Raw genomic sequence first — 22488 nt, forward strand, 5'->3', positions numbered from 1 at the left:
CACAGACCGCAACTCCCGTCGAGGGCCGGGGCGAGGCGAGCAGGCCGCTGGCGCGGCCAGAACGCTCCCCTCCCCCCGGCGACCTGCGTGCGTGGTCACCCCCAAAAGCCGCCAGCGGCGCCCGCCCGCACCCCAACCGCAGTCACGGCCGGCCCCAGCCCAGCCCCGCCCCTGCCCCTGCCCCGCTCAGCCAACAGCCCACCCGACGGCCCAGCCGAGCCGACCGCCCAGCCCAGCCCACGGCCCAGCCCAGTCCAGTCCAGTCCAGTCCAGTCCAGTCCAGTCCAGTCCAGTCCAACAGCCCAGCCCACGGCCCAGCCCAGGTCACGCTCCGACCCCAGTCACAGCTCGGCCCGAGTCCGCGGCCCGACCCAGGTCACGGCCCAACCCAGGTCCACAGTCCGGTCCGGATCCGCAGGTCAGCCTAGGTTCACCGCTCGGCCAGCCCAGCCCGGCTCGGTCCGGTTCGGCTCGGTTCGGTTCGGCCCGGTTCGGTTCGGTTCGGTTCGGTCCGCAGCACCGTCATCACCGGCGGCACGACGCGTCCTGCAGGATGGGAATAATCCGCCACATCGTGGGATGGCCGTAGACCTTGGTAACTTGCGCCCACATATTGACCCGAACTCTCCAAGGTCTCCGGCCAACCGCGAAACAGCCGCGAATAAAAGCCGCATAGGCTAACAAAGGTGCCTCCACAGTGGATCCCAGTCCCACAGTCTGGACGCCAGTTCACCATGTGGCCGCCCGTCCCAGACAACGGACTGCCGTCCCAGAAAATGGAAGCGAGCCAGCGCATCTACGTCGACCCGGCGACACCACACTCGAGGACGCAGTAGACCGACGCCCCGCCGACTCAACATCCGGCGACTCAACCCCGCCACACCGCCAGCCGCCGCCCACGCGCTGCCGCCACCCGCCGCCCACGCGATGTCACCACCAGCTCTCCACGCGGAGTCACCATTCGCCCACATGCAGTGACCACCCGCTCCCCGCACGGAGTCACCACCCACCGCCCACTCGATGTCACCACCCACCGCCCACGTGGAGTCACCACCCGCTCCCCGCACGGAGTCACCACCCACCGCCCACTCGATGTCACCACCCACCGCCCACGTGGAGTCACCACCCACTCTCCACATGGAGTCACCACCCACCGCCCACGCGATGTCACCACCCACCGCTCACGCGATGTCGCCAGCCGCCGAAGTCCTTCGCGCGCGCCCGCGGGTGGCGCGGACCGCGGAGCGAACCCGGCGGTAGGCGCGATATCCGGGTCGCAGAACGTACGACATCCATCCGTCCAAGGTGGCCGGTCGAGGCTCGTTTGATCCCTTCGCGACGCGGTCCCGTATCACCTCTCGATGCCGTCCGGCGTCCAGAGCGGATAAACACCGAAATTTCGGTATTTGTCCGCGCCACGTGTCGGTGATTGTGCTCCCGAAACTGTGCCGAAGGCATGAGGTCCGGTAGCGAATCGGCGGTTCGGTTGGCATTGTCGGGTGTCGAACCGATTGGGAGGTTTGGATGCGACTGGCGCGTTCCAGGAAGATCGTTCTCCTCGGCGTGGTCCTGCTGGCGGCGGGACTGGCGGGGCGGGCTTCCGCGGATACGACCCAGAACCACCCGGCGACCGCGCTGCCCGCCGTGTCCGCATCCGCGCCCGCCCCGAAGCCGAAGCCGAAGCCGACAACGAAGCCCGCACCGACAAAGAAACAGACTGCGACGCCGCCGAGTAAGCCCTCATCGCGGCAGTTCAGCCTGGTCGGCGTCCGGATGACCACCGGTAGCAAAGCCGTGGCGCTCACCTTCGACGACGGACCCGACCCGGTGCAGACCCCGAAGATCCTCAAGTTACTGGCGCAGCAACACGTCAAGGCCACCTTCTGCCTGGTCGGCAGCAACGTGCAGAAGCATCCGGAGATCGTGCGTCAGATCGCGGCCGGCGGGCACACCCTGTGTAACCACACCTGGAATCACAGCCTCACGATCGGCAAGCAGTCGGAGGCCGCGATGAAGGCCGACCTCCAGCGCACAAGCAACGCGATCCATCAGGCCGCGCCCAAGGCGAAGCTCAAGTATTTCCGGGCGCCCGGCGGCAACTTCACGCCCGCCCTGGTCGCGACCGCCAAGCAGCTGGGCATGGCGTCGTTGTACTGGAAGGTCGACCCGCGTGACTGGGATCACCCCAAGGGCGAGACGCACGCGCAGCACCAGCAGCGCGTGATCAATCGGGTCTGCCACAACACCGGCAGCGGCGCGATCGTATTGTCGCACGACTTCGCCCAGCCGGACACGATCGCGGCGTACCGGAAGATCATCCCGACGCTGAAGAAGAAGTACAAACTGGTAGCGATGCCCTAGGGCCTGTCCTGCCGGCAGGACAGGCCCTAGCTAGTGTGACGGGGGGATCACCCGCAAATGGCCGCGGCGGCCGGTCTGGTGACCTGGCAGGGAATCCTGCTCATCGGTGCGCGGGGGTGGCGCGGGGGGTCGAGCCGCTTCGCGGACCGCGTCGGCGAGGGCGACCAGGTCATCGGTGGTGGGCGGAGGCGGTGCGAAATCACCGTCGTGCCGCACGAGCTCCCAGCCCCGAGGGGCGGTGAGGCTGCGGGCGTGCGGCTCGCAGAGGTCGTACGTGTGCGGCTCCGCGAACGCCGCGAGGGGTCCGACGACGGCGGTGGAGTCGCTGTAGACGTAGGTCAAAGTGGCAACCGCCTGTCGGGGACAGCCGTTCCGGGAGCAGCGCCGTGGTGACCTCACGGCGGCACGTTATCTCTCCGGCGCCTCGCGTGGGCGCGGAAACACCGCGACACGCCGACTTGCGATGCATCACGATTCGGTCATCGCCGGTAGACACGCCGCCCCGTTGGGACGAATTCACACCAGGGACACGCGCCGGAAGCAGGCAGAACCCGGGTACCACCTCGGGAGGACTAGTCTTGCGTGGTGACCACCAGTCCTGAGCGCCGCCGGGAGTCGAGCCGTTCGCAGGTGAAATCCGGCACGACGCATCCTGCCCGGCGCGACCGGCACGGGCGTGGCCTCCGCGGCCGGTTGGTCCCGGCCACGGTGCCACTCGCCCGCACGAAGGCGGAAATCTTCGACGACCTGGTCCTGGACACTGTCGAGGGCCTGGAGCGGCGATACGCGAAAGAGCTCGCCGGCGTCGAGTTCGCCGTCGAGGACGTCCCGCCGGAGCTGAACGTGTACGACTCGGATGTGCTCGAGGACGGCGAGGTGCCGCTCGCCCGACTGCTCCCGGGCCGCCCCGGCCGGCAGGAGCTTCCGCCCCGGATCGTGCTCTACCGCCGGCCGCTGGAATTCCGGGCGATGGACCGTGAGGACCTCGCCGACCTCGTGCATGACGTCATCATCGAGCAGGTCGCCAATCTGCTCGGGGTGGATCCGGACGAATTGAGCTGATCAGGCGACCCGCCGCTTGAGCTTGCGACGCTCACGCTCGGACAGTCCGCCCCAGATCCCGAACCGTTCGTCATGACCCAGTGCGTACTCCAAGCACTCGGCCTTCACCTCGCACCGCCCGCAGATCCTCTTCGCCTCGCGGGTGGAACCACCCTTCTCAGGGAAAAATGCCTCCGGGTCGGTTTGCGAACACAGCGCTCGTTCCTGCCACTCGGGCGCGTCTCCGAGCAGGTCGACCCCTTCAACCTGCGCTTCCATCGGCGTGCCTCCAATTCCGCGCCGGCATCACTGCCGAGCGCTGACCCCCCACGCACGCGGCGTGTTTTTTGCGGAGCGGACGCGGTTTCCGCAGCGTCGCGCCCCACAACCCCACCGAAATTACACGCGTGTAAGACGTGCGTCGTCAAGCCGAACCTGATAAATAGGCCCGTTTCCGCGGCGCGCCCCCGGCGCGTCGCGGTCCCGTTCCTGCCCTATCTGTCCGGACCGGCCCGAGGTAACGCCATCCCCCCACTACACGTCCAATTTAACCCGATTTGTGACATACAGGAGACGGGTGGGGTGAGTACCCACTCGGACGCCCGTAAACCCCAGCATGATCCAAAAGGTCAACGGCGTCCGTAGACAGTCGTCCTCTCGACAGCCGGGCGACCGGCCGCGGCGGCCAGTTCCTTGAGCTCGGCGACCGTCCGGGCGGAACCGTGCTCCGAGCCGGCCATCCGCGAGATGGTCTCCTCCATCAGCGTCCCGCCCAGGTCATTGCAGCCGCCGTTGAGCATGACCCGGGTGCCCTCGTCGCCGAGTTTCACCCACGAGCACTGAATGTTGTCGATCCGGCCGTGCAGCAGGATGCGGGCCATGGCGTGCACCACACGGTTCTCCCGCCAGGTGGGACCGGGGCGGGCGATGCCGGCCAGGTAGATCGGGGCGTTCGTGTGGATGAACGGCAACGCCACGAACTCGGTGAAGCCGCCGGTCCGGTCCTGGACGCCGGCCAGCACCCGGAAATGGCCCAGCCACTGGCGCGGGTGGTCGACATGGCCGTACATCATCGTGGAGCTGGACCGGATCCCCAGTTCGTGGGCCGTGGAGACGACGTCGACCCAGGCGTTGGCCGGGAGCTTGCCCTTGGTGAGGACCCAGCGCACGTCGTCGTCGAGGATCTCGGCGGCCGTGCCCGGGATGGTGTCGAGGCCGGCCTCCTTCAGCTCGGCGAGCCACTCGCGCACCGGGACGCCCGCTTTCGCGGCGCCGGTCACGATCTCCATGGGCGAGTACGCGTGGACGTGCATCCCGGGAACGCGCTGCTTGATCGCGCGCACCAGATCGGCGTACGAGGTGACCGGCATCTTCGGGTCGATGCCGCCCTGCATGCAGACCTCGGAGGCGCCGTCCCGCCAGGCCTGCTCGGCCCGGTCGGCGACCTGCTCGACGGAGAGCCGGTAGGCGTCCGCGTCCGACTCGCGCTGGGCGAACGCGCAGAACCGGCAGCCCACGTAGCAGACGTTGGTGAAGTTGATGTTCCGGTTCACCACGTACGTGATGTCCTCGCCGTTGACCTCCTTGCGCAGGTCGTCGGCGATGCGGGCGAGCTCGTCCAGGGCCCGGCCGTCGGCCTGGAACAGCGCGACGGCCTTGTCCTCGTGCTCGGGCAGCAGCAGGTCGGCGGGGCGTTCCGCAGCGAGTTTGAGGCCGGCCACCACGTCGGCGGGGGTGCTGTGCGCGGTGTCGGTGCTGATGTGCGCCGCGACCTCGGTCCAGTCACCGTAGACATCATCAAAATCCGACCGCCGATCTCCCGTACGCCCGGTCGTGTCGATGGTGGCGAACAGGTCGGTACGGCCCTGACCATAGACGTCGTCCGGCTCCTGCCAGGGCATCCCGCGGAGTTCCGCCCGCTCGTCGGCCAGGCCATCGTCGCCGGCCAGCGCCGTGACGTGGGCGGCGAGTCGCGGGTCGAGCCAGCCCTCGGAGGCGCGCTTCACGTACTCGGGGTAGATCGTGAGGCGCTCCCGCAGGACGAATCCGGCTTCGGCCGATTTTTCGCGAAGAAGGTCGATCTGCGGCCAGGGCCGTTCCGGGTTGACGTGGTCCGGCGTCACCGGCGAGACGCCACCCCAGTCGTCGATGCCGGCCCGCAGCAGCAGCTCGAACTCCGCGTCGATCAGGTTCGGCGGCGCCTGGACGCGGGCCCGCGGGCCCATCGCGATCCGGGTCACCGCCACGGTCGCGGCCAGTTCGCGCAGCTCCGCGTCGGGCATCCCGCGCATCGCCGTGTCCGGCTTCGCGCGGAAGTTCTGGATGATGACCTCCTGGATGTGCCCGAACTCGCGGGCGGCGCGGCGCATCGCGAAGATCGCGTCGACCCGCTCGGCACGGGTCTCGCCGATTCCGATCAGGATCCCGGTGGTGAACGGCACCCCGACCCGGCCGGCGTCGTCGAGCACGCGGAGGCGTACGGCCGGCTCTTTGTCCGGAGAACCGAAATGCGGGCCGGACTTCTCCGACCAGAGGCGCGTCGCGGTGGTCTCCAGCATCATGCCCATGCTCGGGGCGACCGGCTTGAGCCGCTGCAGCTCCGCCCAGCTCATCACGCCCGGATTCAGGTGCGGCAGCAGGCCGGTCTCCTCGAGCACGGCAATTGCGCACGCACGCACATAATCGAGCGTCGAATCGTAGCCCCGCTCGTCGAGCCACTGGCGGGCGGCGGGCCAGCGGTCCTCCGGCCGGTCGCCGAGCGTGAAGAGGGCCTCCTTGCAGCCCTGCGCGGCGCCCTCACGAGCGATCGCGAGCACCTCGTCACGCTCCAGGAAGGCCGCCGGCAGGCGGTGCGGCACGCTGACGAACGTGCAGTAATGGCAGCGGTCACGGCACAGCCTGGTCAGCGGGATGAAGACCTTTTTGCTGTACGTCACGACGCCCGGCCGGCCGGCTTCGCGCAGACCCGCGTCCCGCACGTGGCCGGCGATCCGGAGCAGCTCGTCGAAGCGCTCCCCCTCGGCCGCGAGCAGCGCCGCGGCTTCGTCGGCGTCGATAGCTTTGCCGTCCGCGGCACGGCGCAGGGCCCGCCGGATGCTCGCGTCGGTGGGCACCGGTTCGGGGCCTATTTTGTTGACGTTACCAATGTTGACCACAACCACCTGTGCAGCCTAGGCCGGAATGCGGGCGCATGCGCGAGCGGTGCCCGGGCGGCAGGTGGAATAGATCACGAGGCGCCCGGGCCCGTCATGCGCTAGTGGCGCGGCGGATCCTGTTCGGCCGGTCCGAAGCCGGGGCGCTCGGTCTGTTCCGTGTCCGCGGCCGGTGGTTCGGCTTCGGTGGTGGGCACCACCTGGGTCGGGTCCGGGGTCGCGGCGGGCATCGCCACCGGGGGCTGGTTCCAGGATGGTGGTTGCGGGGGCTGGCCGTAGACGCCCGGGCCGTATGCGGACGGAGGGCCCGCCGGTGCGGCTGGTGGCGCGGACTGCGGGCCGGCCGGTGGCGCCGACTGCGGTGCCGGGTAATGCGGCGGGAATCCTGGCTGGCCCGGCGGAGGGGGCGGGAATCCCGGATGCGGGTGGCCCGGCTGTGCGCCGAATCCCGGGTGCGGTGGCTGACCCATCGGCTGGCCCATCGGTGGCTGGCCTGGGTGCGGCTGGCCCGGGTGCGGCTGGCCCGGGTGCGGCTGGCCCGGGTGCGGCTGGCCCGGGTGTGGCTGGCCTCCGTGCGGCTGGCCGAAGCCGGGCTGACCGAAGCCGGGCTGGCCCGGGTGGGGCTGGCCGAAACCCGGCTGGCCCGGGTACGCGGCCGGGTTGTACTGCGGTGGCTGCCCGTAGACACCCGGCTGCGGCTGGGGCCGCGGCACGTAGAACATGCCGCGCCAGATCTGGAAGACCGCCCAGCCGGCCACCGCGAGCAGGCCCAGCCAGGCGAGGCGGACCAGCAGCTCCTCGAACGCGGTGCGGACCCCGCTGTTGCTCGCGTGGTCGATCACCCCGATGATCAGGCCGAAGACCACCCCGAAGAACGCGGCCACCGCGTACTCGACGACGGCGGCCAGGACGATGAGCTGGGCTCTCGGGTGTCGCGGCTGCACCATCAGGGCGAGCAGGACGGCACCGAGCGGGAAGAACACAATCTCCACGTTCACGAAGCCGTAGAAAGCGTCCTGCGTGCGGAAGCTGTATCCCTGCGCGGAGCTAGGAATCAACCGGAACAGCGCCACGAACAGCAGCACGCCGGTAACGCCCACCAGGGCGTACGCGGCAAGATCGCGCAGCGGGCGCAGGAACTGGCCGGCCGTCTTGCCCTCAGCCGGCGCGGGCGGCGGTTGGCTGGTCACGAAGTCTCCCTGGTCACAGATTGTCGAGATCGCGCTCAGAGTAGACCGGTTCCGCACGGGTGGCTCGCTCGATCACACCCGGGCGCGTTTTGTCGTAGGCGTGCGCAAGGATGGTCGGCATGCGAATCGTGGTCCTCTCCGGCGGCATCGGCGGTGCGAAGTTCCTGGCCGGTGTGCGAGCCCACGCGCGGACGCTCGGCGCCGAGGTCACCGCGGTGGTCAACGTGGGCGACGACGTGCGCATGCACGGCCTGCAGATCTGCCCCGACCTCGACAGCGTGATGTATACGTTGGGCGGCGCGCACGACCCCGATCGGGGCTGGGGGCGCGTCGGCGAGACGTGGGTGGTGAAGGAGGAGCTCGCCGCCTATGGCGTCGAGCCGTCCTGGTTCGGCCTGGGCGACAAGGACACGGCCACCCATCTCGTACGCACGCAGATGCTCAACGCCGGTTATCCGCTGTCCGCGGTGACCGCGGCGCTGTGCGCTCGCTGGCAGCCGGGTGTCACGCTGCTCCCGGCCACCGACGACCGCCTCGAGACGCACGTGGTCGTCGACGTCGACGATGAACGCCGGGCGATCCACTTCCAGGAGTGGTGGGTGCGCTATCGCGGTGACCTGCCCACCCACCGGTTCGTCTTCGTGGGGGCGGACAACGCGAAATCGGCACCCGGCGTCCTCGACGCGATCAACGCCGCCGACGTGGTGCTGATCGCCCCGAGCAACCCGGTGGTGAGCATCGCCCCGATCCTCGCGGTCGGCGCCCTGCGCGACGCGGTGGCGTCCGGCCCGGCACCGGTCGTCGGCGTCTCCCCGATCATCGGCACGTCCCCGGTCCGGGGCATGGCCGACAAATGCCTGACCGCGGTCGGTGCCGAGGTCAGCGCCGCGGGCGTGGCCGGCCTGTACGGCAGCCGCTCGGACGGCGGCGTGCTCGACGGCTGGCTGGTCGACTCGTCCGACGCGGGCACCGAGGTGGCGGGCGTGACGACCCGGGCCGTGCCGCTGTGGATGACCGACGAGGACGCCACCGCCGCCATGGTCCGGCACGCACTGGAACTGGCCGGGGTTAACGCGTGACCGCGGCCGAGGTCCGACACGCAGCTGAACTGGCAAGGAGGCAACGCGTGACCGAGGTCCGACACGCAGCAGACCTGGCAGGAGGCAAGGCGTGACCGTGGTCGAGATTCGCCCGGTGCTCGGCATCGGCGACATTGTGGCCGGCGACGACCTGGCCGAGGTGATCGCGGCGAACGCGCCGTGGCTGGCCGACGGCGACATCCTGGTCGTCACCAGCAAGATCGTGTCCAAAGCCGAGGGTCGCCTGGTCGAGGTCCCCGCCGACGGCCCGGAACGCGAGGCGGCGAAGGAGGCCGCCCTGGTCGCCGAGAGCGCCCGCGTGGTCGCTCGCCGCGGCCCTACGACGATCGTCGAGACGCACCAGGGTTTCGTGATGGCCGCGGCCGGCATCGACGCCTCCAACGTGGACAAGACACACCTGGTCCTGCTGCCGGCCGACCCGGACGCGTCGGCGCGCCGCCTGCGGGCCGGTTTCCGCGCCCGCGGCCTCGACGTGGCCGTGATCGTCTCCGACACGATGGGCCGCACGTGGCGCAACGGCCTGACCGACGTGGCCTTGGGCGCCGCCGGCATCGCCCCGTTCCGCGACCATCGCGGCGAGACCGACCCGTACGGCAACGAGCTCCAGATCACCCAGATGGCCCTGATCGACGAGTTGGCCGCGGCCGGCGAGCTGGTCAAGGGAAAGGTGGCCCAGGTCCCGGTCGCCGTGGTGCGCGGCCTGCTTCACGACGCTCCCCAGGACAGCGCTGGCGGCAGCCGCAGCCACGCCACGGCTGGCGATAGCCACGTCCAGGACGCGGCCGGCGATAGCCACGTCCAGGACGCGGCCGGCGGTGGCCACGGCCACGGCACGGCTGGCGATGGTCCCGGGGCGGCACCGCTGCTTCGGGACAGCGCGAGCGACATGTTCCGGTTGGGCACCGACGAGGCCCGCGCGGCCGGCCTGCTGCAGGCGGCGCGGCTCCCCGCCCACGGTGAGCTACCGGGCCACCCGACCGACCCGGCTGCCGTCGCGCGCGCCCTGGACGCGGTGGCCGAGTTTGTCTCGGCGGGCTTTCAGACAACCCCGGCCGAGCCGTCGCCCACCGCGGGCTGCACCGCCGCGCTGCACGTGCACACCCACGACGCGTCCCCGGCGGGCTGGATGCGTCTGGGCGCCGACGCGCAGCGCCTGCAGGCGGCGCTGGCCGCGGAGCGGGTCGTGTCGGTGTCGTTGCCGCACGAGGACGGCATCCGCCTGGAACTCTCCGGCGCGTAGCCGGAACGAAGCGCTAGAGACGCGCCAACGCCGCGGCTATCTGGCGATCCACACTGGGGGCCAGTGGTGACGGCAGGTCCGGCGGTGTGAACCACGCCAGCGCGGTCGATTCCTCGCTGAGCTGCTCCACCGTGCCGGCCGGGCAGCGCATCAGATAGCGCACGTCGTAATGCGCCGACGGGCCCACGACGCCCGAGTCGTCGGTACACCGCACCGGGTGCACATCTACGTCTATCGGCGTCGGATCCAGGATTAAACCGGAAATTCCGGATTCCTCCGTGGCTTCGCGCAACGCCGCCGCAGCGAGCGTCTCGTCGGCCGGCTCGCAGTGGCCGCCGAGCTGCATCCACATGTTTAGGCGACCGTGCAGGCAGAGCAGGAAACGCCCGTCCTCGTCGACCACCAGCGCGCTGGCCGTGATGTGTCCCGGCCGATGTGATCGAGTCATCGCCACCGGCCCCGCGGTCAGCAGCTCCAGGGTCCGCTTGCGGGCGAGATCCGCTTCTTCGGAGACGGCGGCCGACCAGTCGCTCAGCACCCGCACGGCGTCCGCGTGCAGGTCAGATATACCCGAGTTCACCCAGCTCCTTCAGCTCGTCGACCAGCAACTTGACCTCCTGCGCCCGGTCGCGCGTGCACACCAGCACGGCGTCCGGCGTGTCGACGATGACCAGGTCGCGGACGCCCATCGCGGCGACCAGGCGGCCCGATGTCGGCACCACCACGAGGCTTTCGGTGTCGCGCAGCAGCACCCCGGGCTTGCCTTCGGTGTCCTGCCCGACCACGACGTTGCCGCCGGAATCCGCGTCGAGCACCTCGCCGAGCGTGTGGAAGTCGCCCACGTCGTTCCAGCCGAAGTCACCGCGAACGGTGCCGACCCGGCCGGCCGCGGCCGCGCCCTCCATCACCGCGTAGTCGACCGAGATACGGGGCAGCGTCGGCCAGACCTCGCCGAGCACCTCCTCGCGGCCGGACGAGTCCCACGCCTGGGCGATCCGGGAGATACCGGCCGCGAGCTGCGGCTGCTGCCGGGCCAGTTCGGCCAGGAACGTATCCGCGCGCCAGACGAACATGCCGGCGTTCCACAGATAGTTGCCCGACTTGACGTAGCTCTCCGCCACGTCGTACGAGGGCTTCTCCTTGAATTCCTCGACCGCGAGAACCGGGGCGTCACCACGATTTCCGCCGCACTGCAGGTAGCCGTAGCCGGTCTCGGGACGCGTCGGCGTGATACCGAGCGTCATCAGCAGACCCTGGCGCGCGCCGACCATCGCTTCCCGGATGACCCGGGTGAAGGTGCCGGCGTCGGTGATCAGGTGGTCGGACGGGAAGCAGCCCATGATGGCGTCCGGATCGCGTCGCGCGATCACCGCGGCGGCCAGCGCGATCGCCGCGCACGAATCCCGCGGTGACGGCTCGACCAGCACGTTCGCCTCGGGCACCGTGGTCAGCTGCCGGGACACCGCGGCCGCGTGCGCCACGCCGGTCACCACGAAGATCCGTTCGGCCGCCGCGAGCGAGTCCAAGCGGTCCACCGTGGCCTGCAGCAGCGACGATTCCGTGCCGGTCAGCGGGTGCAGGAATTTGGGGTGTCCGGCGCGGGACAGCGGCCACAGCCGGGTACCGGTGCCTCCGGCCAGCACGACGCCGTACAGGCCCCCTGGTTGCTCGCTCATGCGCACAGAGTGTAAACGGTCAAATTCCGGCGACCCGCTTCCACGTGGTGACGTGTACTTCCGCGCTGGACGCCCACTGGAACTCCTTCGCGCGCTCGAACCCCGCCTTGGCCAGGGTCAGCCTGCGTTGTTCGTCGTGCAGAAGATCGGCCAGGTCGGATGCGATCCGGTCCGGATCCTCCGTCGTATAGGCGACAGCATCACCGCCGACCTCCGGCAGGGAGAGCCGCGGCGTGGTCAGCACCGGCGTCGCGCAGGCCATCGCCTCGAGGATCGGCAGACCGAAACCCTCACCGAACGACGGGTACGCCGCGACCAGCGCGCCGCCGAGGAAACCGGGCAGATCCGCGTACCGCAGATAGCCGGGGCGCAGCAGCCGCAGGTGCGACGGCACCTCGGCCACCGCACGGTCGATCTCGTCGTCGTGGCCCTGACCGCCGGCCAGCACCAGGGCGGGCGGGTGCGGCCAGTCGGCGACCGCGCGGGCCCAGCCACGGATCAGGTTGGGCACGTTCTTGCGCGGCTCCTTGGCGCCGAGGAACGCGACGTAGCCGGAGTCACCCAGGCCGAGACGGGCCCGGACCCGAGCCTTCTCCTCGTCGGTCGGCGGGTGGAACGCCCCGTGGTCGACACCGTGATAGGCCACGTCGATGCGGGTCGGGTCGGCGTCGAGCAGGCGGATCAGCTCGTCCCGGGTCGCCTTGCTCGGGACGATCACCCGTGCCGCCCGGCGCAGCGACGTCTTGATCGCGCTGCGGAAGAACGTGCGCTTGGTGTTGTCGTAGTGCTCCGGCTCGGTGAAGAACGTCGCGTCGTGCACGGTGACCGTCACCGGCGCTCCGGCGCGCAGCGGGCACGTGTAGAAGGGCGAGTGCAGCACCTCGGCGCCGACCTGCTGAGCGAGCAGGGGCAAGCCGGTCTGCTCCCAGGCGAGGCGGGCGGGCCGATGCGCGACCGCGGCCGGGCCGGCGATCACTTCGGCGTCGCCGAGCATGCGACTGTAACGCTCCGCATCCGAACGCTGCGCCACGACGGCGAGATCGACCCGGTCCGGGTCCATCCGCGCGAGGGCGCCGAGCAGTCCGTCGACGTATCTACCGACGCCTCCTCGATCTGCGGGAACGCTGGTGGCGTCGACGAGCACTCGTGGGGGGCGACCGGCGGTCACGAGGCAACTCCCAAAAAGGTTGTAATTCTGACCACTGGCTAGCCTACGCCCGCAATGCATCGCGGACGCGACGGCGACACTGCCTTGTCCCAAGCGTTTCCCGGAACTCATCGGACGTTCAGGGACAATTACCCAGAGTAACGCCCCATCGGTCGCCGTAAACCGGACCAACGGCCGCACTATCGTGGGCCCAATGGACCAGACGATCCCGCAGACTTTCGCCTCCGCGGTCCGGCGGGACCCGGCGACACCCCTTCTGACCTGGTACGACGATGAGTCCGGTGATCGCACCGAATTGTCCGGCGCGACGCTGGACAACTGGGTCTCGAAGACGGCCAACATGTTGATCGACGGATCCGGCCTAGGCCACGGCGACACCGCGGCCGTCCTGATGCCGCCGCACTGGCAGACCGCGGCGATCGTGCTGGCCGCGTCGTCGGCCGGCCTCGCGGTCGCGCTGGGCGGCGATCCGAGCCCCGCCGATGTGCTGTTCACCAGCGCCGACGCGGATACGACCGGCTGGGTCGCGCCGGATCGGTACGTCACCGGCCTGCTCCCGCTCGCGATGCCGCTGCGCGAGGTGCCGGCCGGATCTGTCGACTATGTGACAGAGGTACGAAACTTTGGCGACTATTTCGGCGGGCAGCCGGTGTCGCAGGACGATCTCGCGCTGGCCGCCCCGGTCGCGCTGAGCCACCTCGCGGTGCTCCGGAACGCTACCGAGCGGGCCGCCGAGCTGGGCTTGACCTCCGGCGACCGGGTGCTGATCGACGCCGGCGCTTATCCGGACGTGGCCGACTGGTTGTTCGCGCCGCTGGTGGCGGGCGCGTCGATCGTGCTGTGCGCCAACCTGATCCCGGCGAAGGTGGAGAGCCGCGCCGAGTCCGAGAAGGTGACGGTCACGCTCGTTTAGTGAGCGCCGCGGCTCTGGTGGGCGCCGCTCTCGTGGGCGCCGCTCTCGTGTGCGCGGCTCTCGTGTGCGCGGCTCTCCTGCACGCCGTTCTAGTGGGCGCCGCGCTGACGGGCCAACTCCTCGAACGCAACTAGCGACTCCGGATTCGCCAGAGCGCCTTTCGCGGCGGCGGCCTCCACGGGCGTACCGGTCAGAATGCGTTTGACCGGCACTTCCAGCTTTTTCGCCGAGAGCGTGCGGGGCACCGCGCGCACCTGGTAGATCGAGTCGGGCACGTGCCGCGGAGAGAGCGCGGCACGCAGCTCTGCGTTGATCCGCTTGCGCAGCGTGTCGTCCAGCTCGACACCCTCGGTGAGCACGACGAAGAGCAGCAACTCACCGTTGGGGTTGTCGTCCTCCTCCAGGTGCACGACCACCGAGTCGGCGATCTCCGGCATGCCCTCGACGACGGAGTAGAACTCGGCCGTGCCCAGCCGCACGCCGCCGCGGTTGAGGGTCGCGTCGGACCGTCCGGTGATCACGCAGGAGCCGTCCGCGCCCACGGTGATCCAGTCGCCGTGCCGCCAGACCCCCGGGAAGATCTCGAAGTACGCCTCCCGGTAGCGCCCGCCGTCCGGATCGTTCCAGAATCCGACCGGCATGCTCGGCATCGGCGCCGTGATCACGAGTTCGCCCAGCGCACCGACGACCGGCCGGCCCGCCGGGTCGTACGCCTCGACGCGCGCACCCAGGCAGCGGCAGGCGATCTGGCCGGCGCGCACCGGATGCAGCGGGCTGCCGCCGACGAAGCCGGTGCACACGTCGGTGCCGCCGGACAGCGACTGCACCTGCGGCCGGGTGCCGACCGCCTGATAGACCCACTCGAAGCCCTCGGGCGGCAGCGGCGCGCCGGTCGAACCGATGGCCTTGAGCTGCCCCTTCGCCGGAGTGATCCCGGCCTTGCGGCACGCCATCAGGAACGGGGCAGAGGTGCCGAAATAGGTGATTCCGGCTTCGTCCACCAGATTCCACAAGGTGGATAAATCGGGATATCCCGGGTTGCCGTCGAAGAGCACGATCGACGCGCCCACGGCCGGCGCGCTGACCAGGAAGTTCCACATCATCCAGCCGGTCGTGGTGAACCAGAAGAAGCGGTCGCCCGGCCCCAGATCGTGATGCAGCGCCAGGATCTTCAGGTGTTCCAGCAGGATGCCGCCGTGCCCGTGCACGATCGGCTTCGGCAGCCCGGTGGTGCCCGAGCTGTACAGCACGTAGAGCGGGTGGTCGAACGGAACGGCCGCGAACTCCATCGGGTCATCACCGTCGAGCTCGCCGAAGGTGTCGCGTGACGCATCGAGATAACCGATGGTGACGACCGACTCGATCGACGGGATCGAGGTGGTGATCGACTCGACCTCCGCGCGACGGTCCACCGGCTTGTCCCCGTACCGGTATCCGTCGACCGCTACCAGCAGCTTCGGCTCGATCTGCCGCCACCGGTCGATGACGCTGCGGGCACCGAACTCGGGCGCGCACGAGGAGAAGACCGCACCGAGACTGACCGTGGCGAGCATGAGCACGTACGTCTCGGGGATGTTCGGAGCGTAGGCGGCGACGCGGTCACCCGAGCCGATTCCCCGGGCCTTCAGCCCGGCACGCACCCGTCGCACCCGCTCGCGCAGATCACTCGCGGTGAGCGTTTGGGCATCACGCGTTTGCGAGTACGCCTCGACGACCACCGCACCGTCCGCAATGCCCGGCATCCGCAGGACGTGCTCGGCGTAGTTCAGCGTGGCGCCCGGAAACCATGTCGCCCCGGGCATGGCGCGATCCGCGAGCACGGCGGTCGGCGAATCGTGGGAGATCACCTCGAAGTAGTCCCAGATCGACTGCCAGAACCCGTCGAGTTCGGTGACGGACCACTCCCAGAGGGCGGCGTAGTCGGCGAAGACGAGCCCGCGCTCACGCTCCAGCCAGGACATGTACTGCCCGATGCGGGACGTCTCGCGCACATCGGCCGGCGGTTCCCACAACACAGTGCCCGTCATGACCACACCTTAACGCCCATTCAGCAGCCGTTCGCGCCGCGCGGGGGCGAGGCTGGCCGCCGTCGCCGCGGGGGTTGCGGCTGCGAGCGTTTTGGCCGTGCGTGTTGTGGCCGCGCGCGTTCTAGCCCTGGTTGTCGCCTCGGGCGTGGTCCGCGCGTGCCTGCTGGATCGCCGCGCGCCGATCCAGCCGATGCTGCCGCCTGATCAAAGCCTCGCGGAACCGCCGCTCGTCGTCCACCTCGCCGGGGATCACCGGCGGGACCGGACGCGGTTTGCCATCCACATCGATCGCCACGAACACCAGGTACGCGGTGGCCACGGTGACCGGCTCGGACTCGGCGGAATCCCAGCGCTCGGCCACCAGTTTCACCCCGACCTCCATCGAGCTGCTGCCGGTCCAATTCACTTGCGCGTACGCGTGCACGAGATCACCGACACGCACCGGCTCCAGGAAGACGATCTCGTCGATCGCGGCCGTGACCGCGGGTCCGCCACTGTGCCTGGCCGCAGCGGCTCCCGCGACGTCGTCGACGAACAACATCAGCACCCCGCCGTGCACCGTCCCGTACAGGTTGACGTCCACCGCGGTCATGATCTTGCTCAAGGTCACCCGCGAGTACGCGGTCGGCCGGCCGTTCAGGTTCATGCGCGGAAGGCTACGGCGTTCTTCCGAAAGCTTGCCGGACCCCGGTACCGTCGAGCAGCCATCCAACCGTCCCGCTATCCCCCGAACCGGACCGTGCAGCACCTCAGGCTGGGAGAAGGAACGTTGCGGCACTTCAGGTCGATCTTGTATGCGCTGGTGCTGGCGCCCGCCGTGTGGGTCCTGGCCGGCGTCGGCCTGACCCGCGATCTGAGTACGCGCGGGCGGGACGAGTTCGCGGTGGAGTCGATCACCGGGCTGGCGCTGCTGGTGCTGGCCGGCGCGGCGTACGCGATCCTGGTCTTCGCCCCGATCTCCCCGGCCGGGCCGACGCTCGCCGGTCTCGCCTACCTGGGCGTGGCGATCTGGACGCTGCAGGCGCCGACGGCCTACGCCGACGTCTGGCCGGCCGGCGTGGCCAAGGAGGGCTTCGACCTCAGCAGACCCGGGTACGGCTTGGCGGCGCTGCTGGCCGTCCCCTTGATCGCGACGACGTTGAGCGCCCGCCGCTGGAAACGGTACGAGCCGCCGGTGCTCCCGCTCGTCGGCCAGATCGGGCGCGCCCGCGTGGCGGCAGCCCCGGTCGCGGTGCCGATCGAGGCCGCCCGGACGACACTGCTGCCGGGCCGCCGCACCGACCCCGACCCGACGACGGTCCTACGCCTCCCGCCGCCGGACGACACCCCCACCGTGGTGACCTCCTCCGCCGACGACACCACCGTGTTCCGCACGACGGACGACACGGTGGCCTTCACCAACGACGACACCATCGCAGTCGACAGCAACGAAACAGCAGAGGTCACCACCACAGCCCCGCCGCCGCCGAACGACGACCCGACGCTGGCTTCCGCTCCGGAGGCCGACGACCCAACCGTCCCCACGCTGCCATCGGCTTCCACCCCACCATCCGACGACCCAACCGTGTCGACGACGTCTCACGCACTGCCGCCAGCAGCTTCCACCCCAGCGTCGGACCCAACCGCCTCGGCGGGGTCTGACGCGCTGCCGTCCACAGCTTCGACGGCAGCGTCCGACGCCCCAACCGCGACCTCTGCGTCTAGCGCGGTGCCGGCAGCGGCTTCCTCCCCCTCTTCCACGCCGTCACCGGACTCGCCGACAGCGCCGCCGGACGCTTCGGGTGAGGAGCCGACCGTGGTGGTCGCGGACAGCGCCGAAACGGCAGTGATCGGGGACTTGGGTGTCGGATCGGCTGCTGAAGACGCCGATCTCAGCGATGCCGCGGCCAGCCCTGCCGATGGGTCGTCCAAGGATGGTGCCACGCGCTCGGACGACGAACCGACTGAGCCCGTGGTCGCGTCGCAGACGGCGCTGGTCGACGACGACACGACCGGCGGGTTGGACGGGCCTGGCCCCAGCACGGTTCGGGCCGTTCCGCTCCCCCGGGCCGTCCCTGCGCTGGAGCGGCTGGATGACCACGAAGAGCCGACTCAGACCGGTGACGACGAGGAGCCGACACGGACGCTTTCGGTGGTGCGGCAGGCCAACGATGAGGAGGCGACGCGCACACTGGATGTGGCGCAGCAGGCCAACGGTGAGGAGCCGGTGCGCACTCTGCAGGTGGCGCAGCAGCCCGACGACGCCGAGGCGACGCGCACTCTCCGAGCGGCCCAACAGCCCGACAGCGACGACGAACCGACGCGCACCCTCCGAGCGGCCCAACAGCCCGACAGCGACGACGAACCGACGCGCACTCTACGGGCGGCGCACCAGCCCGACAGCGACGACGAACCGACGCGGACCCTCTGGGCGGTGGACACCGACCCGACCAGCGACCTTGGTGGGGACCCCGACGACGGGGAGCGGACGCGCGTGATTCGGCTGCCGGTGGGTGATCAGGCCGAGGGGACGCAGGTGGTACGGACGCCGCGCGCGACCGGGCCGGCCGTCTACCGGACTGGTGAGCAGACTCGGGTCATCCCGTTCCCGGGCACCGGTGATGTCGGCGGGGACGAGACGCAGGTCATCCGGTTGCCGGTGCGGTCCGACGACGGCGAGAGCACGCAGGTCATCCGGACCGACCTGGTGGAGCCGCCGCCCGAGCGCACCGAAGTCATCCGGCTGCCGGTTCGCACCGCCGAGAACCCGCGCGGACGGGGGAATGGCGAGGTGGGGGCGGAGTCCGGGCGTACCGGGAAGGACGCCGGAGGCGCGCCGCAAGCCGGCGCCGAACCGGACGCCGCGACCAGGCAGCCGTCGATCGTCGAGGCCGAGGCGCCGGACATCGCGGACGACCCGACCAGCCGGCTCGAGCCCTCTCCACCGAGGACCGACGACGACGCCACGCGGCCCATGACCGTGATGAAAATGGAACGACCGCCGGAAGACTAGTCGCGCGACATCGCCCGTTCGATATCGTACAAATGATCGAGAAATGTAGTATCGTCACCGCATGGCATCCCCGGATGACGTACGGCTGACAGCCCGCCAGCAGCAGATCATGACGATGATCCGTGACTGGGTCGACCGGCACGGGTATCCCCCTACGATGCGGGAGATCGGCGCCGCGGTCGGCCTGGCCTCACCCTCGTCGGTCGCGCACCAGCTGAAGTCGCTGGAAGAGCTCGGTCTGATCCGTCGCAACGCGCGCGGCTCCCGGGCTGTCGACATTAGAGCCACCCCCGTCGCCGCCCTCCCGAACACGAGAGATGCCGACGTACGCGTTCCGCTGGTCGGCGCCATCGCCGCGGGCGCCCCGATCCTGGCCGACGAGCAGATCGAGGACGAGCTGACGCTGCCCGAGAGCCTGGTGGGCCACGGTCGCCTGTTCGCGCTGCGGGTCAAGGGCGACTCGATGATCGAGGCCGCCATCTGCGACGGCGACCTGGTGGTGGTCCGCGAGCAGCAGGTGGCCGAGAACGGCGAGATCGTGGCCGCGATGATTGACGGCGAGGCCACCGTGAAGACGTTCCGGCGGGCCGGCCAGAACGTCGAGCTGGTCCCGCAGAACGCGGCATACGACGTGATCCCCGGCAACACCGCGGTGATCCTGGGAAAGGTCGTCTCGGTCCTCCGCCGCGTCTGACCGGGTGCTCGCCGGCACTGACCGCGACGGTCGCGTCGGGAGTGCGGAGCGCGCGGATCGACCGCCGCCGCGAAACGGCAACGGCGGAAAGCGCAACGCCGCGACCGCATCGCACCGCGAGCGCCCCCATTCACCCGCGTCGGAGGGTAGCGGTGGGCGCACCCATTGGTGACATCGGTTATAGACGGTTGCCATCGGCTCCCCGGTTGCTACTCTGAGGCCAGTGTCGCAATCGCGGCATTCCGGACGAGGGCGTGTCGTACCCGGCCTGCAAAGACGACCGTGCGTGAGGTTGTCATGGCCTGGATCGTCCTTTTCGTCTCCGGTCTTTTCGAGTCCGTGTGGGCGCTTGCCCTCAGCCGCTCGGAAGGTTTCTCCCGACCCGTACCCTCCGTCATCTTCGGGGTCGGCCTGCTACTCAGCATGGGCGGGCTCGGTTACGCGCTGCGCACCATTCCGGTCGGCACCGGCTACGCGGTGTGGACCGGCATCGGCGCCTCCTGCACCGCGATCGTCGGAATGATCGCCCTCGGGGAATCGACGAGCGTGCTTCGGATTCTGTCTCTGGTGCTGGTCGTGGCCGGTGTGATTGGTCTCAAGATCTTCCACTGAGCACAAACAACTTGCAAACCGTACGTACGTCTTGCTTGGATCTCGGGCATGACGAATCTCCGCATGCTCTCCGCGGCCGCGCTCGTCAATGCGTTCGGGAACGGGGCCTACCTGGCGACCGGCGTCACCTACCTGACGCGGATCGCCGGCCTCTCCCCGACGGCGATGGCTGCGGGGCTCAGCATTGGCGCGGCCGCGGGCATGGTGTCCACGACGCCGCTGGGCTACATCGCGGACCGTTACGGACCCAAACGGTTGCAGATCGCTGCGTTACTGGTGCTCGCCGTCGCGTACGGGATCCTGCTCGACGTTCGCACGCCGCTCGCGTTCGCCCTGATCTCGTGCGTGATCGCGATCGCCATGGCCCTCTCGAAAGGAGCGAACGGCGCACTCGCGGCGGGCATCGCGGGGCCGGCCGAGCGGCTGCGGGTGCGCGCCTACCTGCGCTCGATGACCAACGCCGGCGTCGGCCTGGGCACGCTGGCCGGCAGCCTTCCGCTGCTCATTCACACCCATTGGGCGTACGGCGTAGTCCTGCTCGTCAATGCCGTCTCCTTCGTGATCGCCGCGGCCGTGGTCACTCGGGTAACCGCCGTACCCCCTCAAGCGAAGCCGCAGAGTGGACCCCGGCTGATCGCCCTGCGTGACCGGCCGTTCCTGGCGTTCGTCGTCCTTGATGGAGTGTTGACCAGCACCTTCAACGACCTCATCGTGATCGGCCTGCCGCTGTGGCTGGCCGCCCGCACGCACGCTCCGCTGTGGCTGATCTCCGCGGCGCTGGTGGTGAACACGGTCGGTTGCGTGCTGCTTCAGGTCCGCGCCGCCCGCGGGATCGAGGGCCTCGACGCCGGCTCCCGCATCGCCCGGCGCGGCTCCGCGATCATCGCCGCGGCATGCGTCGTCTTCGCCTGGACCGCGGGCATGCCGAGCTGGGTCGTCGGCGGCCTGGTGCTGGTCGCCGCCGTGGTCCACGTGATCGGCGAGCTGTGGATGTCGACCGGCAGCTGGGCGATCGTCTTCGGGCTGTCCCCGGAGTCGGCGCACGGCCAATACCAGGGCACGTACTTCGCCGGCCGTCAGATCGGCGACATGCTGTCACCGCCGCTCATCACGTTCTGTGTTCTCGGTTTACACACCCTGGGTTGGTACGCCTTGGGCGCCGTCTTCCTGCTGGGCGGGCTGCTGTATCGACCCCTCGCCGCGTGGGCGTCAACGCATCGACACGCGTTGTTAGAATCCGAGCCCTCCAGCCGGATCGGAGTCCGATCATGACGGACGGAAACATCCTCGACCCCGATGCCGCGGGCGTGTACCTCGAGGACTGGCAGCGCCGCATCGAGCAGAAAGCCGCCGAGACGCGGGCGATGAGCGACCGCTTGGCCGCGTTGCGAGTCACCACAAAGGACGACAACGGCCTGACCGAAGTGACGATCGACGCCAACGGCGCACTGCTCGACGTGCGTTTCACCGACCGGATCCAGCGGGTGGCCCCGGACGCGCTCGCGCGAGCAGTGATGGGCGCGGTCACCGACGCTCGCCGCCGGGCGGCCGACCAGTCCCGCCGGATAGTCACCGAAACGATGGGCGAGCAGTCGGTCGCCGCCCACGCGATAGCGGAGCGTGTGGAGCACCAACTGCGCGGCGAGTGACGGGGGGCGAGAGACCGTGCCGAAGCGTGCTCGTGGCCACGGTGACGAAGGCGAAACCCCGGCTCGGCCACGTCAAGCCGCGGCGGCGCAGTTCGGCAGCATCCGGCAGGCACAAGACGCCATCGAAAAGGCGGCGAAGCTCGGGCGGCGCCGATCCGACCTGATCACGGCGAGCACGGGTGCGCCTGATGGGACGCCGCATGGTCACCCCACCCGCATTCCGCCAGGCAGCGACGATCTCACGCGCCGCTCGATCGAGATGGAGAACTCCGCGGCGGTCTTCCTGGCAGGCCACGGGTGGCGACTCAAACAGAATCCGACGCGGGACGAGGTCGCCCAGGCGCGCGGCGAAACCGGCGACGCGGGCAGCCCGACGACAAATCCGGACTTCCTGATGGAAGGCCGGATCTTCGACTGCTACTCCCCTACTTTGCCCACCAAGAGCCCGCGCGGTATCTGGGGCGAGGTCGAGGAAAAGGTCGTGGAGCGTCGGCAGACACAGCGGGTCGTGGTGAACTTGGAAGACTGGCGCGGTGACCTCGCGGCTCTGCGGAAACAGTTCGCGGACTGGCCGATCGAGGGGCTCAAGGAGGTCAAGGTCATCACGCCGGACGGCAAGATCGAGCAGATCGACCTACCTGACCGGGCGAAAGGGACTTGAGAGATGGCGCTT

Annotated in this window: 20 protein-coding genes and 1 riboswitch; of the genes, 11 read left to right on the forward strand and 9 right to left on the reverse strand. The window is 69.7% G+C overall.

What is annotated here, in order from left to right:
- Nucleotides 1-1524: 1524 nt before the first annotated feature.
- Nucleotides 1525-2361 (forward strand): polysaccharide deacetylase family protein, encoded by an 837-nt coding sequence (locus HH310_RS07165; protein WP_169174620.1) that lies wholly within the window; start codon nucleotides 1525-1527, stop codon nucleotides 2359-2361.
- A gap of 30 nt (nucleotides 2362-2391) precedes the next feature.
- Here HH310_RS07165 and HH310_RS07170 read toward each other — a convergent pair whose 3' ends face one another.
- Nucleotides 2392-2760 (reverse strand): DUF3499 domain-containing protein, encoded by a 369-nt coding sequence (locus tag HH310_RS07170; RefSeq protein WP_169174621.1) that lies wholly within the window; start codon nucleotides 2758-2760, stop codon nucleotides 2392-2394.
- Nucleotides 2761-2946: 186 nt separating this feature from the next.
- On the opposite strand from HH310_RS07170, the gene HH310_RS07175 reads away from it, so the two are divergent.
- Nucleotides 2947-3423, forward strand: a complete 477-nt coding sequence (locus HH310_RS07175) for a metallopeptidase family protein (RefSeq protein WP_396027496.1) — start codon at nucleotides 2947-2949, stop codon at nucleotides 3421-3423.
- Here HH310_RS07175 and HH310_RS07180 read toward each other — a convergent pair whose 3' ends face one another.
- From HH310_RS07180 to HH310_RS07190, 3 genes are all read right to left on the reverse strand, one after another.
- A complete protein-coding gene (locus tag HH310_RS07180) occupies nucleotides 3424-3681 on the reverse strand; it encodes a WhiB family transcriptional regulator (protein WP_014688021.1) in 258 nt (85 codons plus the stop codon).
- A gap of 350 nt (nucleotides 3682-4031) precedes the next feature.
- A complete protein-coding gene (locus HH310_RS07185; RefSeq protein WP_312033888.1) occupies nucleotides 4032-6563 on the reverse strand; it encodes a bifunctional FO biosynthesis protein CofGH in 2532 nt (843 codons plus the stop codon).
- Nucleotides 6564-6655: 92 nt separating this feature from the next.
- Nucleotides 6656-7744, reverse strand: coding sequence for a hypothetical protein (locus HH310_RS07190; protein WP_169174622.1), 1089 nt, complete (start codon nucleotides 7742-7744; stop codon nucleotides 6656-6658).
- Nucleotides 7745-7863: 119 nt separating this feature from the next.
- Between HH310_RS07190 and cofD the strand changes: the two genes are divergently transcribed.
- Both cofD and HH310_RS07200 read left to right on the forward strand, forming a co-directional pair.
- A complete protein-coding gene (gene cofD / locus HH310_RS07195; RefSeq protein WP_169174623.1) occupies nucleotides 7864-8823 on the forward strand; it encodes a 2-phospho-L-lactate transferase in 960 nt (319 codons plus the stop codon).
- Nucleotides 8824-8914: 91 nt separating this feature from the next.
- Nucleotides 8915-10084, forward strand: coding sequence for a coenzyme F420-0:L-glutamate ligase (locus HH310_RS07200; protein ID WP_396027497.1), 1170 nt, complete (start codon nucleotides 8915-8917; stop codon nucleotides 10082-10084).
- A gap of 13 nt (nucleotides 10085-10097) precedes the next feature.
- Here HH310_RS07200 and HH310_RS07205 read toward each other — a convergent pair whose 3' ends face one another.
- Genes HH310_RS07205 through HH310_RS07215 form a run of 3 tightly spaced genes read right to left on the reverse strand, consistent with a single transcriptional unit; the run spans nucleotide 10098 to nucleotide 12928 of the window.
- On the reverse strand, nucleotides 10098-10664 hold the full coding sequence (locus tag HH310_RS07205; RefSeq protein WP_169174624.1) for an NUDIX hydrolase: 567 nt from the start codon (nucleotides 10662-10664) through the stop codon (nucleotides 10098-10100).
- The gene (locus tag HH310_RS07210) at nucleotides 10645-11760 is read right to left on the reverse strand and encodes a mannose-1-phosphate guanylyltransferase (RefSeq protein ID WP_169174625.1); all 1116 of its coding nucleotides are present in this window, start codon (nucleotides 11758-11760) and stop codon (nucleotides 10645-10647) included. Before HH310_RS07210 ends, HH310_RS07205 begins: the two co-directional genes overlap by 20 nt.
- 19 nt (nucleotides 11761-11779) lie before the next feature.
- On the reverse strand, nucleotides 11780-12928 hold the full coding sequence (locus HH310_RS07215; protein ID WP_169174626.1) for a glycosyltransferase family 1 protein: 1149 nt from the start codon (nucleotides 12926-12928) through the stop codon (nucleotides 11780-11782).
- 193 nt (nucleotides 12929-13121) lie between these two features.
- Between HH310_RS07215 and HH310_RS07220 the strand changes: the two genes are divergently transcribed.
- On the forward strand, nucleotides 13122-13841 hold the full coding sequence (locus HH310_RS07220; RefSeq protein WP_169174627.1) for a TIGR03089 family protein: 720 nt from the start codon (nucleotides 13122-13124) through the stop codon (nucleotides 13839-13841).
- Between the two features lie 89 nt (nucleotides 13842-13930).
- Here the strand turns inward: HH310_RS07220 and HH310_RS07225 are convergent, their stop codons facing one another.
- Both HH310_RS07225 and HH310_RS07230 read right to left on the reverse strand, forming a co-directional pair.
- Nucleotides 13931-15868, reverse strand: coding sequence for an acetoacetate--CoA ligase (locus tag HH310_RS07225; RefSeq protein ID WP_169174628.1), 1938 nt, complete (start codon nucleotides 15866-15868; stop codon nucleotides 13931-13933).
- Nucleotides 15869-15989: 121 nt separating this feature from the next.
- Complete coding sequence (locus tag HH310_RS07230; RefSeq protein WP_169174629.1) at nucleotides 15990-16514, reverse strand: acyl-CoA thioesterase; 525 nt, start codon at nucleotides 16512-16514, stop codon at nucleotides 15990-15992.
- A gap of 123 nt (nucleotides 16515-16637) precedes the next feature.
- Between HH310_RS07230 and HH310_RS07235 the strand changes: the two genes are divergently transcribed.
- The 6 genes from HH310_RS07235 (at nucleotide 16638) to HH310_RS07260 (ending at nucleotide 22476) form a co-directional block, all read left to right on the forward strand.
- The gene (locus HH310_RS07235; protein ID WP_169174630.1) at nucleotides 16638-18860 is read left to right on the forward strand and encodes a hypothetical protein; all 2223 of its coding nucleotides are present in this window, start codon (nucleotides 16638-16640) and stop codon (nucleotides 18858-18860) included.
- Nucleotides 18861-18921: 61 nt separating this feature from the next.
- A complete protein-coding gene (gene lexA / locus HH310_RS07240; protein WP_169174631.1) occupies nucleotides 18922-19554 on the forward strand; it encodes a transcriptional repressor LexA in 633 nt (210 codons plus the stop codon).
- 220 nt (nucleotides 19555-19774) lie between these two features.
- Nucleotides 19775-19840: riboswitch (guanidine-III (ykkC-III) riboswitch) on the forward strand.
- Nucleotides 19841-19851: 11 nt separating this feature from the next.
- Entirely contained in the window at nucleotides 19852-20166 is a 315-nt protein-coding gene (locus HH310_RS07245; RefSeq protein WP_169174738.1) for a multidrug efflux SMR transporter, read from the forward strand.
- A 48-nt stretch (nucleotides 20167-20214) separates the two neighbouring features.
- A complete protein-coding gene (locus HH310_RS07250; RefSeq protein WP_169174632.1) occupies nucleotides 20215-21438 on the forward strand; it encodes an MFS transporter in 1224 nt (407 codons plus the stop codon).
- Nucleotides 21435-21815 (forward strand): YbaB/EbfC family nucleoid-associated protein, encoded by a 381-nt coding sequence (locus HH310_RS07255; protein WP_169174633.1) that lies wholly within the window; start codon nucleotides 21435-21437, stop codon nucleotides 21813-21815. The genes HH310_RS07250 and HH310_RS07255 overlap by 4 nt, the downstream gene beginning before the upstream one ends.
- 259 nt (nucleotides 21816-22074) lie before the next feature.
- Entirely contained in the window at nucleotides 22075-22476 is a 402-nt protein-coding gene (locus HH310_RS07260; RefSeq protein WP_169174739.1) for a hypothetical protein, read from the forward strand.
- The last annotated feature ends 12 nt before the right edge of the window (nucleotides 22477-22488 follow it).

The sequence above is a fragment of the Actinoplanes sp. TBRC 11911 genome, assembly GCF_012933445.1.
Lineage (GTDB): Bacteria > Actinomycetota > Actinomycetes > Mycobacteriales > Micromonosporaceae > Actinoplanes.

Coding starts and splice junctions, on each gene's coding strand:
- HH310_RS07165 (WP_169174620.1), top strand. CDS start 1,525: ATGCGACTGGCGCGTTCCAGGAAGATCGTTCTCCTCGGCGTGGTCCTG.
- HH310_RS07180 (WP_014688021.1), bottom strand. CDS start 3,681: ATGGAAGCGCAGGTTGAAGGGGTCGACCTGCTCGGAGACGCGCCCGAG.
- cofD (WP_169174623.1), top strand. CDS start 7,864: ATGCGAATCGTGGTCCTCTCCGGCGGCATCGGCGGTGCGAAGTTCCTG.
- HH310_RS07210 (WP_169174625.1), bottom strand. CDS start 11,760: ATGAGCGAGCAACCAGGGGGCCTGTACGGCGTCGTGCTGGCCGGAGGC.
- HH310_RS07220 (WP_169174627.1), top strand. CDS start 13,122: ATGGACCAGACGATCCCGCAGACTTTCGCCTCCGCGGTCCGGCGGGAC.
- HH310_RS07225 (WP_169174628.1), bottom strand. CDS start 15,868: ATGACGGGCACTGTGTTGTGGGAACCGCCGGCCGATGTGCGCGAGACG.
- HH310_RS07230 (WP_169174629.1), bottom strand. CDS start 16,514: ATGAACCTGAACGGCCGGCCGACCGCGTACTCGCGGGTGACCTTGAGC.
- lexA (WP_169174631.1), top strand. CDS start 18,922: ATGGCATCCCCGGATGACGTACGGCTGACAGCCCGCCAGCAGCAGATC.
- HH310_RS07245 (WP_169174738.1), top strand. CDS start 19,852: ATGGCCTGGATCGTCCTTTTCGTCTCCGGTCTTTTCGAGTCCGTGTGG.
- HH310_RS07250 (WP_169174632.1), top strand. CDS start 20,215: ATGACGAATCTCCGCATGCTCTCCGCGGCCGCGCTCGTCAATGCGTTC.
- HH310_RS07255 (WP_169174633.1), top strand. CDS start 21,435: ATGACGGACGGAAACATCCTCGACCCCGATGCCGCGGGCGTGTACCTC.
- HH310_RS07260 (WP_169174739.1), top strand. CDS start 22,075: ATGGAGAACTCCGCGGCGGTCTTCCTGGCAGGCCACGGGTGGCGACTC.